Below are 14104 nucleotides of genomic sequence, written 5' to 3' on the forward strand. Positions count from 1 at the left end.
CTGCCGTCAGCTCATCGACTGCAGCTCGCAGTAGCGGTCCGAGCACGGCGGCAGGTCGCCCCACGCCTGCGAGGTGGCCAGCTTGTGGCCGTCGGTGAGGATCACCCGGAACCCGTAGAACCGCGCCGCGTCGTAGTTCTTGGCGAGGTAGACGATGTCCGCGTCGCCGTCGCCGTCGACGTCGGTGGCCACCGCACCGACCACGTCGCGGTCGCCGATGCCGTTCTCGGTCTCGGCCAGGCCGGTCTCGGGGACCAGGCCGCCGGTGGAGACGTTGTACGCCGTGACGGTGAGCTCCTTGTCGTAGCTGTCGGAGTCGAGCACGACCAGCGAGTCCCGGCCGGTGCCCGTCACGTCGCCGGCGATGACGCCGTCGATGCTGTACAGCCGCGTGGACTCCGAGGGGGTCACGACGTGCGGCGGCGTGAAGCCGGTCCCGGTGGACGTGAGCACGGTGGTGCCGAGGTTCTCGTACACGTAGCCGTGCTGGTAGTCCTTGCGCGTCAGCGGCACCGTCGACATCACGGTCCACACGTCGGTCTTGCCGTCACCGTCGAAGTCACCGACCAGCAGGTGCGCGACCGACATCATCATGTTCGGGACCGAGATCCACTTCTTGGGGCTGTCGAAGCTGCCGTCGCCGTGACCGGCCATCACGTAGATGTCGACCTTCTGGTTGTTCTGGCCCACGACCAGCAGGTCGGCGTTGCCGTCGCCGTCGAAGTCGCCCGGCTCCACCTGGACCCGCGCGCCGCCGTACTCATACAGGCTCGCGAACGGGATCGGGATCGCCGAGCTGATCTGGAAGCCGGGCGAGGTCGAGGAGAGCGAGAGGTCGTGCGCGTCGTCGTCGTACTGGTAGGTCACCGCGTCGGGCTTGCCGTCGCCGTCGAAGTCGAGGATCACGGTGTTGTCGCCGCTGTCGGAGTTCACCGACAGGGTCGCGATCTTGAACCGCTTGCCGTCGCTGGTGCCGGTGATCTGGCGGTGGCTGTCGTAGCCGTCCTCGATGACGGCGCGCACGTCGCCGAGGCCGTCGCCGTCGAGGTCGCCGAGGACCGTCGACGGCTTGTCCTTGGTCGTGGTGGTCGAGTCGCCCTTGTCCTTGGACCACGGGTGCGTGATCGCGAGGGTGATGCCGGTGCCGGCGATCAGCAGCAGCACCACGCCGAGCGCCACGAACAGGCCCACCGGCCCCTTGCGCCGCGGCTGCTGGGGCGGGAGCGGCGACTGGTAGCCGTAGCCCGCGGGCGGGCCCCAGCCCTGCGCGGGGCTGGCCGGGAGCTGGCCCGGCGGCGGGCCGCTCGGGGCGCCGTACGCCGGCGGGGCGTAGCCCTGCGGGGAGTACGCCGGCGGGGCCATCGTGGGCGGGGCCTGCGGAGCCGGGGGCAGCGGCGGCGCGGCCGGCGGGGTCGGCGTCGTACGACGGCGCTCGTCGGTCCACGCCGTGCCGTCCCACCGGCGCTCCCAACCGTCTCCGTCGGGGTACCAGCCTGCGGGCGTCGAGAAGTCACTCACGATTACCTCTCTGCCCCTTTGACCTGCGTCGAAACCCTTGTGGGGGTGTGATGTCGGCGGGAGGATGCAGCCACTCCCTTCGAAAGGTGCCCTCGTGGTCTCCCTCCCGTCCCTCCCGTCCGTCCGGCCCATCGATCCCACCTCGGCCGCCTTCCTGCTCGCCGAGACCAAGACCCAGCCGATGCACGTGGCCGGGCTGCAGCTGTTCGAGAAGCCCGCGGACGCCGGACCGGAGTACGTCCGGGAGATGTTCGAGTCGATGCGGGACACCGAGCAGATCGCGCCGCTGTTCCTCAAGCACCCCTACCGCTCGGTCGGTACGGCGGGCCAGCTGGTCTGGCGCGACGACGAGCAGTTCGACATCGAGCACCACGTCCGGCACAACGCGCTCCCCCAGCCCGGCCGCATCCGCGAGCTGCTCGAGCTGGTCAGCCGGCTGCACTCCACGCGGCTGGCCTGGGAGCGGCCGCTGTGGGAGCTGCACGTGATCGAGGGCCTGGCCGACGGGCGGGTCGCGATGTACACCAAGCTGCACCACAGCCTGGTCGACGGCATCTCCGCGATGCGGCTGTCGGCCAGCGTGCTGTCCACCGACCCCGACCGGCGCCACATGCTCGCGCCCTTCGCCGAGGGGGCCTCGGGTCGCCGCAAGCCGTCGGAGTCCGCGCCGCCCGAGGCCGCGAACGTGTCCGAGGCCGCCGTCGGGGCGGCCGGCGCGGTCGCCGAGGTCGCGACCGGGGCCGCCGGGGCCGCCGCCCGGACCCTGGCCGAGCTGCCCGCCGACGTGGTCCGCACCGCGCTCAGCATCAGCGCCGAGGCGGCCGGGATGCCGATCGCGCTGGTCAAGACCCTGCGCAAGGGCATGAAGAACGAGACCTCGGCGCTCTCCCTCTCCGCGCCGCGCACGATCTTCAACCAGAACATCACCGGGTCGCGCCGGTTCGCGGCCGACGACTGGCCGATCGAGCGGCTGCGCGGGATCGGCAAGGCGACCGGCACCACCATCAACGACGTGGTGCTGGCGATGTGCAGCGGCGCGCTGCGCACCTACCTGCGGGAGATGGACGCGCTGCCCGACGAGCCGCTGGTCTCGATGGTCCCGGTCGGCCTGAAGGCCAAGGAGGCCGGCACCGCCTCGGCGAGCGGCGGCAACGCGGTCGGCTCGGTGATGGTGCGGCTGGCCACCGAGCTGCCCGACCCCGCCGATCGGCTCAAGGCGATCCACAAGTCCATGAAGGACGGCAAGGAGGCGCTGTCCTCGATGACGCCGACCCAGATCGTGGCGATGAGCGCGCTCGGGATGGCGCCGGCCATGATCCAGCCGATGCTGCGGATGCAGGGGTTCGTGCGGCCGCCGTTCAACCTGATCATCAGCAACGTGCCGGGCCCGCGCAGCACCCACTACTGGAACGGCGCCAAGCTGGTCGGCAGCTACCCGGTCTCCATCCCGATCAACGGCATGGCGCTCAACATCACCTGCACGTCGTACGACGGCAACATGGGGTTCGGGCTGACCGGGTGCCGGCGTACCGTCCCCCACCTGCAGCGGCTCCTCACCCACCTGGACACCGAGGTGGCGGCGCTGGAGAAGGCCGCCGGCGTCAGCTGATCTCGCGGAACCCGCCGCCGAGCCGCTCCGCGACCGCCTGCAGCCGTGCTCGGGTGATCGCGGAGACCGTGGCGTAGCCGGCGACGTCGGCGCTGGAGCCGGGGACGACGGGCTCGGCGGAGTTCACCGACAGGCAGGTACGCCGTCCGCCGTCGGCCACGTTCGCCAGCGCCACCGCGTGCCCGGTGGTGCCGCTGCCCGCGAAGTAGTCGAGGACCCGGGCGTCGGGCGGCATGGTCTCGATGATCCGGCGCAGCAGGCCGGTCGGCTTGGGGCTGGCGAACACCGGCCCGAGCAGCTCCTTGACCTCGGCGACCGCGGTGTCGGTCGACCCGATCTCCTCGGCGAGCCAGATGGTGCGCAGCTTCTTGCGCCGCCCGCCCTCCGGGTGACGCCAGTCGCGCTGGAACACGTCGGCGCGCCGGCCGGCCGCGCCGCGCACCCAGCGGCACTCCAGGTCGTCGGAGCGCTCGGCGATCCGTGGCGGCGACCACCGCCACACCGCCGGCGTGCCGTCGCCGAAGACCGGCTTGATCTCCACCGCGTCCGGGAACGGCTCGAGGCGCACCGCGCCCGTCTCCGGGTCGCCCCACACCGCGAAGTGCAGGGTCGGCGCGGTGAGCGGGTTGAACCTCTTGTTGGTGTTGCGCAGCGGCAGCCGCCGGTAGCGACGGCCGTCGGCGGCGGTCAGCGGGAAGTCGCTCTCGACCACGCTCGACGCCGAGGACGGGTCCAGCACGCAGCGCACCACGTCCCGCGCGTAGACCAGCAGGTACTCGTGCGAGGTCGCGAAGCCCGGGCCGAGCTGGCGGCCCTTGGGGTTGAGGTTCACCACCACCTGGGCCAGGAAGTTGGCCTCGCCGTACACCTCGTCGAGCAGCAGCCGCAGGTGCGCCACCTCGTGGTCGTCGATGCTCACGGCGATCGCGCCGGTGTCGGCGAGGACCCGGCGTCCCGCCTCCAGCCGCGGCCGCATGAATTCGCGCCAGGCCGCGTGGCTGCCCTCGCGGCCCTGGCCGTGCCGGCCGCGGAAGGCGTCACGGTAGGCGAAGTCGTTGCCGGTGTTGTACGGCGGGTCCAGGTAGATCAGGTCGTACGACGCGGGCGCGAGCCGGCCGAGCACCTCGAGGTTGTCGCCCTCGACGAAGGTGTTCCACGGCTCCCGCACGGCCCCATCCTCGCCCACACGCCGCCGCATCTCCCCGATCCGCGCGGGCGATTTGCCTACGGTGGAGGGCATGCGTCTCTTCCCCGCGCTGCTGTGCTGTGCCCTGCCCCTGACCCTCGCGCCCGCCGCCGCGGCGACCGGTCCCGGTCCCGGACCGACCCCCGGCCCGCACGGGCCCGGCGCGTCCTACGGCCAGCGCTGGCAGACCTCGGACCGGGTCGTCGGCCCCAGCCGGCCGACCCTGCCGCCGTACGCACGACCGGTGCGGCGCACCGTCACCCGCTACCAGTACTTCATCCGGCCGGGGGTGCGGGTGTCGTCGTACCAGCAGCGGATCGGGGCGCGCAGCATCCGCTACTACGTCACCCGGATCCACTGGACGACGCCCGGCGTCGGCCTCACGCTGGCGCAGCCGCCGCACATCGGGCAGGTGCAGACCGTGCGCTGGATGACGCACAACACGCCGCGCGCCGTCGCCAGCGTCAACGGCGACTTCTTCGACATCGGCGAGACCGGCGCCCCGCTCGGTCTCGGCGTGGTGGCCGGGAAGGTCGAGCACGGCATCAACTCGGGCTGGAACTCCGCGTTCTACGTCAACAAGTACGGCGTCCCGCACATCGACACCCGTGACCTGACCCTGACCGCGCCGCTCTACCCGCACCTCGGGTTGACCAACCTCAACTCCCCACAGGTGCGGCCCGGCGGCATCGGCGTCTACGACCGGCGCTGGGGCACGACCGGCGGCTACGCGTGGGTGCAGTGGCAGAAGAGGGACATCGCGATGGCGCACGTGGTGAACCACCGCGTCGTCGCGATCCGCCGCGGCTTCCAGGCCGGGGACCGGATCGTGGGCCAGTACCTGGTGGCGCGCGGCGCCGCGGCGGTACGCCGCCTGCACCGGCTCCGCGTCGGCAACAAGCTCTGGGTGCGGGCGACCGTCCGGGGCGGCCCGCGGACCGCGATCACCGGCAACCGGTTCCTGATCCGCCGCGGGAAGGTCGTCGCCACCGACGACACCCAGCTGAACCCGCGCACCGCGGTCGGCATCAACCCCGCGCACAAGTGGGTGTTCCTGCTGACCGTCGAGGGCCGCCAGGAGTTCAGCGACGGCTACACGATGGTCGAGCTCGCCCACCGGCTGCGGATGCTGGGCTGCACCAGCGCGCTGAACCTGGACGGCGGCGGCTCCACCACCCTGGTCGCCGGCACCGGCGACAACCAGCGGGTGCTCAACTCCCCCTCGGACGGGCGGCCGCGGAAGGTGGCCAACGCGCTGGCGGTCACCTACCGCAAGCCGCGCACCCAGCACCACTGAGTCGCTGAGAGACTGACCGCCGTGGCCCGGCGTACCTTCTCCCGAGCGGAGCTCGAGTCCTTCCGCGACGCGGTCGTCCCCGACCTGCTGCCGGCACCCGGACAGGAGCTGCGGCTGCTGTTCGTCGGCATCAACCCGGGTCTGTGGACCGCGGCCACGCAGACCCACTTCGCCCACCCCGGCAACCGCTTCTACCCCGCACTGCTGCAGGGCGGCGTGATCACCGAGCCGATCGACCCCGCGGACGGGATGACCGACGCCGACCGCGACCGGCTGCGGTCCCGCGGCATCGGCATCACCAACCTGGTCCACCGCGCGACCGCGAAGGCGTCCGAGCTCTCCGCGGAGGAGCTGAGGCGGGGCGGCGACGCGCTGATTGCGCTGGTCGCCGAGCGACGACCCCGGGTCGTGGCGGTCGCCGGGATCACGGCGTACCGCACCGCCTTCGGACTGCCGAAGGCGGCGATGGGACGCCAGCCGGAGGACCTCGCCGGGAGCGAGCTGTGGGTCGTCCCGAACCCGAGCGGGCTCAACGCGCACGAGACCGTCGCCTCGCTCGCCCGGGCGTACGCCGAGGTCGGCCGCGCGGCGGGCCTGCTCCCGGCGACGTAGGGTCGGTGCATGCGCCGACCGGTCCTCCGCACCCTGTTCAGCCTGCTCGCCGCCGCCGCCCTCACCGCGAGCTGCGGCAGCGCGCCGCACAGCGCCGCACAGCAGGAGGCGGCGCCCGCGCGGCAGACCACGACGCCGGCCAACCAGATCACCAAGGTGCTGGTCTTCGTGGTCGAGAACCACTCGATGTCCCAGATGAGGACCGGGATGCCGTGGGTCTACAACCAGGCGCTGACCTACGGCTACACGACCCACTACCACGCGATCCGGCACCCGTCGCTGCCCAACTACCTCTCCATCGCGGGCGGCTCGACCTTCGGCGTGGCCGACGACGACTCGCCCGCGGCGCACCCGCTGAGCGGGGCGTCGGTGTTCGGGCGCGCGCTGTCCAGCGGCCACTCGGCGAAGCTGTACGCCGAGTCGATGCCTGCGAATTGCACGCTCTATCCCGCGGGCAACTACGCGGTGAAGCACAACCCGTGGGCCTACTTCACCGCGGAGCGGTCGGCGTGCCGGCGCCGCGACGTACCCCTCTCCGCACTGAGCGGCGACATCACCAACGGCCGCCTCCCGAACGTCGGCATGGTGATCCCGAACCTGTGCAACGACGCCCACGACTGCTCGCTCGCCACCGCCAACCGCTGGCTGCGCGCCAAGGTCGGCGCCGTCAAGGCCGGGCCCGACTTCACCAGCGGCCGCCTGGCCATCGTGATCACCGCGGACGAGGACGACCACAACGAGTCCAACCTGGTGCTGACCGTCGTGATGCAGCGCTCGCTGCACAGCCGCGTCGTCGGTACGGCGCTCAACCACTACGGGCTGAGCCGCTCGCTGTCCCAGGTCACCCACACCTCGCCGCTGCGGCACGCCGCCACCGCGACCTCGGTCCTGAGCGCGTTCGGCCTCACCTACGGCTGAGCCGGCTCGGGGCGCGCCGGTGCTGGACCGGCGCGCGGCCGAGCGGCAAGGTGTGGGCATGCCGATGAGCAATGCGCAGGCACACGAGGTCGCGCGCCGGGGGCCGGGCCGGATCGCCTACCTGTTCGTCCGGCTGGTGATGATGCCGCTGCTGCGGCTGGTCTTCGCCATGCGGATCAGCGGCCAGGAGAACGTGCCGGCCAGCGGACCGGTCGTGATCGCACCGAACCACAAGAGCTTCTGGGACGCCTTCTTCATCGCGGCGTCACTGAAGCGGCGGATCTACTTCATGGGCAAGTCCGAGCTGTTCGAGGGCCGCGCCGGCCGCCTCCTGATCGCGCTCGGCGCCTTCCCGGTCCGCCGCGGGGAGTCCGACGCCGACGCCATCGAGACGGCGCTCACGATCCTGCGTCGCGGCGATGCCCTGGCGCTGTTCCCCGAGGGGACCCGGGTCCGTGACCCCGAGGAGCTGGGCCGGCCCCGCAAGGGTGCGGCCCGACTCGCGATCGAGGGCGGCGCCCCGATCGTGCCGACCGCGCTGACCGGGACCGAGCGTCGCCGCCACCACCTGCCCCGCCGGGTGCAGGTCTCGTTCGCGGAGCCCATCGCCGTCAGCGAGCTGCGCGCGACGCCCGAGGACGCGACCGGGCTCATCGAGGACGCGGTGTGGCCCACCATCACCGAGGACTACCGGCGCCTCAAGGCCCGCCCGGGCGTGATCGCCGCCGGGGTCGCCGCCGTCGGCCTCGGGTACGCCGTCCACCGCTTCCGCAACCGGGACTGAGGAGACACATGCCCACCCCCGAGATCCGTGCCGCCCGCGAGAGGCTCGTCCTCGACCACTTCCACGACGAGGTCGCGCAGGACTGGGACAGCACCCTGTCGACCTTCCCGCACCCGCACTACGAGCTGATCCCCCTGCTGCAGGTGCACGACGGCGACAGCGACGTCCGCGCCTACTACCACGACACGCGCGTCGCCTTCCCCGACCAGGACCACGAGATCATCGCGCTGCGGCACAGCGACGACGCGGTGATCGTGGAGTTCTGGCTGCTCGGCACCCACCTCGGCCCGCTCGGCCCGATCCCGGCGACCGGCAGCCGGCACCGGACGCGGATGACGGCGTACTTCATCTTCGACGAGGACGAGAACCTCGTCTGCGAGCGCGTCTACTTCGACCGGCTCACGATGGTCGCGCAGCTGATCGGGGGCCTGGACCTCAAGCGCCCGCGCGGATGGCTCACCCTCGGCCGGGTCGTCGCGGGCCTGCTGCGGATGTCCGGCGGGGCCCCGGACCCGAGGATCACCGAGACCACTCCGCCGGAGTTCCCCGGCTACACCTACGTCCGGGAGCGCTGAGCGAACCCCCGGTCCGGGGCGCGATATTTCCTTGCCCCACACCCCTTCCGCCGAAGGATCTTCCGGGGCTAGCGTCGCCCAAGGCACACGGTGATCCCCACGCAGTGCCCTTCCGGGAAGGTCAGAAGATGTTGCACTCCAAGGTCGCGGCGATCGCTGCGACAGCGGCGGTCGGCCTCGCCGCCGCCACCGCCCCGCCGTCGTTCGCGGGCACGGCGACACCGAGCACGCCCTCCGGACCGTCCGTGACCCGGGCGCCCGAGTCGGCGTTCCACACGGGCGACGCGGGCAGCCTCGGCGTCGCGTGCGCCCGGCCCAACGGGTCGGTCTCCAGCACGATCCACTGCTACAACCCCGACCAGCTGCGCGCGCACTACGGCCTCGGCCCGCTCGCCGGCAGCAACGACGGCGCCGGTCAGACGATCGTGCTCGTCGACTCCTACGGCTCCCCGACGGCGGCCAGCGACCTGGCCACCTTCGCCTCCACCTTCGGCGGCCCGGCGCCGAGCTTCGAGCAGGTCTTCCCGCTCGGCCAGCCGGGCTTCACGACCACGACCGGCAACGGCTCGGGTCAGTCCGGCCCGGTCTCGGCCGACGGCTGGGCCGGCGAGGCCAACCTCGACATCGAGTGGGCCTACGCGATGGCACCCAAGGCGCACATCGTGCTGCTCGCCACCCCGGTCGCCGAGACCCAGGGCGTGCAGGGCGTGCCGAACCTGATGAAGGCCATCGACTGGGCGATCACGAAGTACCCGGCCGGCACGGTCTTCTCGATGTCCTTCGGCACCGACGAGTCGGCCTTCCCGAAGGCGTCGGCGAGGGCCTCGTTCGCCAAGTTCGACCAGACCTTCCAGCGCGGTCAGGCCAAGGGCGACACGTTCTTCGCCTCGTCCGGTGACAACGGCAGCATCGGCGTCACCCGCGCCCACCGGGCCAGCTCCACGTCCCCGGACCCGCAGGTGAGCTACCCGAACGTGTCGCCGTACGTGACCTCGGTCGGTGGCACCCAGGTGCAGGACGGCTGGACCTGGGACCCGCAGCAGGACGTGCCGTTCAACGCCGACGGCTCGCGCAACCTCGCGTACTGGAACTGGGTCGCCGGCGGCGACACCGAGGCGACCTGGAACGAGAGCTGGGCCGGCATCGGCACCGGCGGCGGCCTGTCGACGGTCTACCCGCGGCCGGCGTACCAGGACGGTGTGGCGAGCGTCGTGGGCAGCCACCGCGGCGTCCCGGACCTGGCGTGGAACGCGGCCGTCAACGGCGGCGTGCTCGTCTTCCACACCTTCTTCCCGGAGGTCGAGGGCAGCAACCAGTGGTCGGTCTACGGCGGTACGTCGGCGGCCTCGCCGCAGGCGGCAGCTCTCACGGCGGTGGCCAACCAGGCCCGCGCCGCGGCCGGCAAGGGCCCGATCGGTGACCTGAACAAGGCCATCTACTCGGCCGGCTTCGACCACTCCAGCGCCTTCTCCGACATCGTGCCGCAGACCTACGGCACGACGCCGAGCGGCGTGGTCGACGACAACCGGATGTGGGACACGCTCGCCGACGGCTCGGTCACGCCCGACGCGGTGCCCGGCTACCCGTCCACGACCGGCTACGACCTGACGACCGGTTGGGGCGCCCCGCGGGCCCCCGGCTACATCGGTCAGCTGGTCGCCCAGCCGTAACGATCACCCGACAAGCACGGTGCCCTCGCTCCTGCGGCGAGGGCACCGTTGCGTGTCGGCCCGGGTCGCTACGGTGAGGTCATGGCGAAGAGCGCGGCCGCGATGGTCGTGGTGGGTGAGCGCGAGGTCCGGGTCTCCAGCCCGGACCGGGTGATCTACGAGGCCACCGACCGGACCCCCGAGATCACCAAGCTGCAGGTGTGCGAGTACTTCGCGGGCGTCGGCGACGCGTTGATGCTCGCCCTCGGCGAGCGGCCCACCGCGATGGAGCGGTGGCCCGACGGCTACCGCGAGGGCTGGCGGCTCGCCACCGGCCCGATGGACAAGGAGGGCGAGGGCTTCTACCAGAAGCGGCTCCCCCGCGGTGCTCCCGAGTGGGTGCAGACCGTGGAGGTCACCTTCCCCAGCGGGCGCACGGCCGACGAGCTGTGCCCGACCGAGGCCGCGGCGCTGGTGTGGGCGGCCCAGATGGGCACGCTCACCTTCCACCCCTGGCCGGTACGCCGCCCCGACACCGACCATCCCGACGAGCTGCGCATCGACCTCGACCCCCAGCCCGGCACCGGGTTCGGCGACGCGGTGCGGGTGGCGGGCGTGGCCCGCGAGCTGCTCGAGGAGCTCGGGCTGCGCGGCTACGCCAAGACCAGCGGCAACCGCGGCGTGCACATCTACGTCCGGATCCGCCCGGACCACACCTTCGAGGACGTGCGGCACGCCGCCATCGGCTTCGGCCGCGAGCTGGAGCGACGCGATCCCGGCGTCACCACCGCCTGGTGGAAGGAGGAGCGCGGCGAGCGGATCTTCGTGGACTTCAACCAGAACAACCGCGACCGCACCATCGCGTCGGCCTGGTCGCTGCGCCCCCGCCCGGGGGCGCCGGTGTCCACGCCGCTCACCTGGGCCGAGCTGGCCGACCTGAAGGACCCCCGCGAGCTCAACCTGCTCACCGTCCCCGACCGCCTCGCGGACGGGAACGCGTGGAGCGACATGGACGCGACGGCGTACTCCCTCCGGCCGCTGCTCGACCTGTGGGAGGCCCACCCCGTCGAGCTCAACTTCCCTCCGGACTATCCCAAGATGCCGGGCGAGCCGCCGCGTGTGCAGCCGTCGAAGAAGGTGGCCGGGCACTGGGACGCGGACGGGAACCGGATCCCGTCCTGAAGAAAAGTTCTCGGGCGTGTGCATGCGCGGCCACCGACCGGGTACCGAGCGCCGCGGCGCCGTTCAGGACGCTGCTCCCGGTCGAGGTGATGCACACCCCTGGCGCTCGAGCGGGCGGAGTGTCCTGAGGACCCCCCTCCTCCTGGCCGCCGCACGGGGCCGCCCCGCCGATTACGCATCCGGCTCGGGGCGGCCCCAGGTCAGTCTTGAGTGCGGGCGTCCTCAGCGGCGAGAGTCGGCAGGCCCTGGGCCCGCCAGGCCTCGAAGCCGCCCTCGACATCGGTGGCGCGCTGCAGGCCGAGGCGTCGGAGGGTGTCGGCGGCCAGGGACGACGAGTAGCCCTCCTGACACAGGACGAGTACCCGCGCGTCGTACGACGCGATGTCGAGCCGCGCATCGGAGCGCGGGTCCAGCCGCCACTCCAGGACGTTGCGTTCGATGTGGACCACGGGCAGCCAGGGCGCGATCTCGCCCTCGACCGCGCGCTGGGCGGCCGGACGGGTGTCGACGATCACCGCCACGCCGGAGGACGCCTCCTCGAACGCGGCCGACGGGGAGACTCGGTCCAGGTTCGCGCGCACCTCGGCCAGGAGGGCGTCGATGCCGTCGTAACGGGACGACAGCGGCGCGGTCATCGGCGACCGCTCACTCAGGCGTCCTTGGGCTCGAGCGTGAGGCTGATCGAGTTGATGCAGTAGCGGTCGCCGGTCGGGGTGCCGTAGCCGTCGGGGAAGACGTGGCCCAGGTGCGAGCCGCAGTTGGCGCAGCGGACCTCGACCCGCTTCATGCCATGGCTGGTGTCGTCGATGTACTCGATGGTGTCGCTGATCGGCTGGTAGAAGCTCGGCCAGCCACAGCCGGAGTGGAACTTGGTGTCCGACTCGAAGAGCTTCGCCTGGCACGCCTTGCAGCGGTAGACGCCGGTCGTCTCGGTGTCGGTGTACTCGCCGGTGAAGGCGCGCTCGGTGCCGGCCTTGCGGAGGACGGCGTACTCCTCCGGGGAGAGCTCCTCGCGCCACTCCGCATCCGACTTCTCCACGTTGTAGGCCATGTCCCCAGCCTACTCAGCGGGTCACACCGGAGCGGGGCCGAGGATCGGCATGCCCGCGTGCTGCCACGCGGCGAAGCCGCCCACCACGTCGGTCGCCCGCAGCACCCCGATCTCGCGCAGCGCGTGCGCGGCCAGCGAGGACGTGTAGCCCTCCTGGCACAGCACGATCACCCGGAGGTCGTACGCCGCCTCGGGGAGCCGTGCGTCCGAGCGCGGGTCGAAGCGCCACTCGAGCACGTTGCGCTCGATGATCCGCGGCTCCAGCCACGGCGCGACCTCGCCCTTGGCCGCGCGCTGGGCGGCCGGGCGGATGTCGACGATCACCGCCCCGTCGGTGATGACCTCCTGGAAGGCGGCCCGCGGCGAGAGCCGGTCCAGGCCGGTGCGGGCGGCGGCGAGCATGGCGTCGATGCCGTCGTACCGCGCCAGGCGCCGGGGCTCGACGGCGAGCGCGCTCACCAGTCCTCCCCCGCCTGCTCGATGCCGAGCACCTCGAGCCGGTCGCCGCGGAAGCGGAACCGGGTCATGGTCGAGAGCCGCGGGCCGTAGGCGTGCAGCGACAGCGCGGGCTCGTCGGTCTCGTTGCGCACGTCGTGCGCGTAGCCCGGACCGAAGGCGCGCCCGTCACCGACACCGACGTCCTGGATGTGCAGGCAGCCGGGGAAGGTGTGCTCGGTGAGCGTGCCCCGGAGGACCGTGAAGGCACCGGCGGACGTGCCGTGGTCGTGCCAGTCCGTGGAGGCTCCCGGCGGCCAGGCGATCAGCCACAGCTCGTGCTCGGGGGTGGCGAGCAGCCGGATCCAGGTGCGGTCCCCCGGGGCGGGGTCGAGGAGGTCGAGCAGGTCCGGGTCTGCGGCCTGCGCGCGGACCGCCTCGAGCAGCGGGAGAGGGGCGGTGTCGATGGACATGCTCCAATAATGCACTAACTCGCTAGACTTTAAAAACTTTCCCTCGCCCGCGAGTGGAAGTCGGCTACGGCAGCCGCTCCAGCAGTTCCGCGACGTCGACCCGTCGACCGGTGTAGAACGGCACCTCCTCGCGCACGTGCCGGCGGGTCTCCGAGCCGCGCAGGTGCCGCATCAGGTCGACGATCCGGGTCAGGTCGTCGGCCTCGAAGGCGAGGATCCACTCGTAGTCGCCCAACGCGAAGCTCGGCACCGTGTTGGCGCGGACGTCGGGGTAGCCGCGGGCCATCTGGCCGTGCTCGGCGAGCAGGCGGCGACGCTCGGCGTCCTCGAGGAGGTACCACTCATAGGAGCGCACGAACGGGTAGACCGCCACGTAGTCGTGCACGCGCTCGTCGGCCAGGAACGCCGGCAGGTGGCTGCGGTTGAACTCCGCGGGGCGGTGCAGCGCCATCTGCGACCACACCGGGGCGAGCCGGGCGCCGAAGGCGGTCCGTCGCAGGCGGTGGTACGCGCTCTGCAGCTGGTCGGAGTCCGCGGCGTGCCACCAGACCATCAGGTCCGCGTCGGCACGCAGCCCGGCGACGTCGTACACACCGCGCACGACGACGTCCTCGACGGCGAGCTCCTCGATGAGGGTCTCGACCTCGGCGGCCTCGGCCTTGCGCTCGACCTCGTTCGGCCCGAGCGTCCGCTCGAGCCTGAAGACCGACCACATCGTGAAGCGGACGGTGTCGTTGAGCTCGTTGATCTTGGCGGCGTTGCTCTGGATGTGGGCCTGCGGGTCGGTCATGGCTCCATTGTGACGACCCCCGGAA

The 14104-nt window shown here is 72.1% G+C and carries 15 protein-coding genes; 8 read left to right on the plus strand and 7 right to left on the minus strand.

Translation table 11 applies throughout. The features are described from left to right. Positions 1-6: 6 nt before the first annotated feature. On the minus strand, positions 7-1518 hold the full coding sequence (locus ACYU8V_RS19135) for an FG-GAP-like repeat-containing protein (RefSeq protein ID WP_460849607.1): 1512 nt from the start codon (positions 1516-1518) through the stop codon (positions 7-9). A gap of 94 nt (positions 1519-1612) precedes the next feature. Between ACYU8V_RS19135 and ACYU8V_RS19140 the strand changes: the two genes are divergently transcribed. Then, positions 1613-3127, plus strand: coding sequence for a WS/DGAT/MGAT family O-acyltransferase (locus ACYU8V_RS19140; protein ID WP_460849609.1), 1515 nt, complete (start codon positions 1613-1615; stop codon positions 3125-3127). On the opposite strand, the gene ACYU8V_RS19145 is transcribed toward ACYU8V_RS19140, so the two are convergent. Continuing rightward, positions 3120-4295 (minus strand): site-specific DNA-methyltransferase, encoded by a 1176-nt coding sequence (locus ACYU8V_RS19145; protein ID WP_460849610.1) that lies wholly within the window; start codon positions 4293-4295, stop codon positions 3120-3122. The genes ACYU8V_RS19140 and ACYU8V_RS19145 overlap by 8 nt on opposite strands. Before the next feature lie 70 nt (positions 4296-4365). On the opposite strand from ACYU8V_RS19145, the gene ACYU8V_RS19150 reads away from it, so the two are divergent. The 7 genes from ACYU8V_RS19150 to ACYU8V_RS19180 all read left to right on the plus strand — a co-directional run bounded on the left by ACYU8V_RS19150 (position 4366) and on the right by ACYU8V_RS19180 (position 11330). Beyond that, positions 4366-5610, plus strand: a complete 1245-nt coding sequence (locus ACYU8V_RS19150) for a phosphodiester glycosidase family protein (protein WP_460849611.1) — start codon at positions 4366-4368, stop codon at positions 5608-5610. Between the two features lie 21 nt (positions 5611-5631). Next, the gene (locus tag ACYU8V_RS19155) at positions 5632-6222 is read left to right on the plus strand and encodes a mismatch-specific DNA-glycosylase (protein WP_460849613.1); all 591 of its coding nucleotides are present in this window, start codon (positions 5632-5634) and stop codon (positions 6220-6222) included. Between the two features lie 9 nt (positions 6223-6231). Further along, entirely contained in the window at positions 6232-7140 is a 909-nt protein-coding gene (locus tag ACYU8V_RS19160) for an alkaline phosphatase family protein (protein WP_460849615.1), read from the plus strand. A gap of 58 nt (positions 7141-7198) precedes the next feature. Beyond that, positions 7199-7924, plus strand: coding sequence for a lysophospholipid acyltransferase family protein (locus tag ACYU8V_RS19165; RefSeq protein ID WP_460849616.1), 726 nt, complete (start codon positions 7199-7201; stop codon positions 7922-7924). 8 nt (positions 7925-7932) lie between these two features. Beyond that, positions 7933-8499, plus strand: a complete 567-nt coding sequence (locus ACYU8V_RS19170; RefSeq protein WP_460849617.1) for an ester cyclase — start codon at positions 7933-7935, stop codon at positions 8497-8499. A 128-nt stretch (positions 8500-8627) separates the two neighbouring features. Continuing rightward, complete coding sequence (locus tag ACYU8V_RS19175; protein ID WP_460849619.1) at positions 8628-10169, plus strand: S53 family peptidase; 1542 nt, start codon at positions 8628-8630, stop codon at positions 10167-10169. An 81-nt stretch (positions 10170-10250) separates the two neighbouring features. Continuing rightward, complete coding sequence (locus ACYU8V_RS19180; protein ID WP_460849620.1) at positions 10251-11330, plus strand: DNA polymerase domain-containing protein; 1080 nt, start codon at positions 10251-10253, stop codon at positions 11328-11330. A gap of 200 nt (positions 11331-11530) precedes the next feature. Here the strand turns inward: ACYU8V_RS19180 and ACYU8V_RS19185 are convergent, their stop codons facing one another. The 5 genes from ACYU8V_RS19185 to hemQ form a co-directional block, all read right to left on the minus strand. Beyond that, on the minus strand, positions 11531-11965 hold the full coding sequence (locus ACYU8V_RS19185; protein ID WP_460849621.1) for a rhodanese-like domain-containing protein: 435 nt from the start codon (positions 11963-11965) through the stop codon (positions 11531-11533). A 14-nt stretch (positions 11966-11979) separates the two neighbouring features. Beyond that, positions 11980-12381 carry a peptide-methionine (R)-S-oxide reductase MsrB gene (gene msrB, locus ACYU8V_RS19190; RefSeq protein ID WP_460849622.1) on the minus strand — a complete coding sequence of 134 codons (402 nt, stop codon included), beginning with the start codon at positions 12379-12381 and terminating at the stop codon, positions 11980-11982. Between the two features lie 21 nt (positions 12382-12402). Beyond that, the gene (locus ACYU8V_RS19195; protein WP_460849624.1) at positions 12403-12840 is read right to left on the minus strand and encodes a rhodanese-like domain-containing protein; all 438 of its coding nucleotides are present in this window, start codon (positions 12838-12840) and stop codon (positions 12403-12405) included. Further along, on the minus strand, positions 12837-13289 hold the full coding sequence (locus ACYU8V_RS19200) for a cysteine dioxygenase (RefSeq protein ID WP_460849625.1): 453 nt from the start codon (positions 13287-13289) through the stop codon (positions 12837-12839). The genes ACYU8V_RS19195 and ACYU8V_RS19200 overlap by 4 nt, the downstream gene beginning before the upstream one ends. A gap of 64 nt (positions 13290-13353) precedes the next feature. Then, positions 13354-14079: a hydrogen peroxide-dependent heme synthase gene (gene hemQ / locus ACYU8V_RS19205; protein ID WP_460849626.1), complete on the minus strand. Its 726-nt coding sequence runs from the start codon at positions 14077-14079 to the stop codon at positions 13354-13356. Positions 14080-14104 lie beyond the last annotated feature (25 nt).

This window comes from Nocardioides ultimimeridianus (assembly GCF_054777895.1).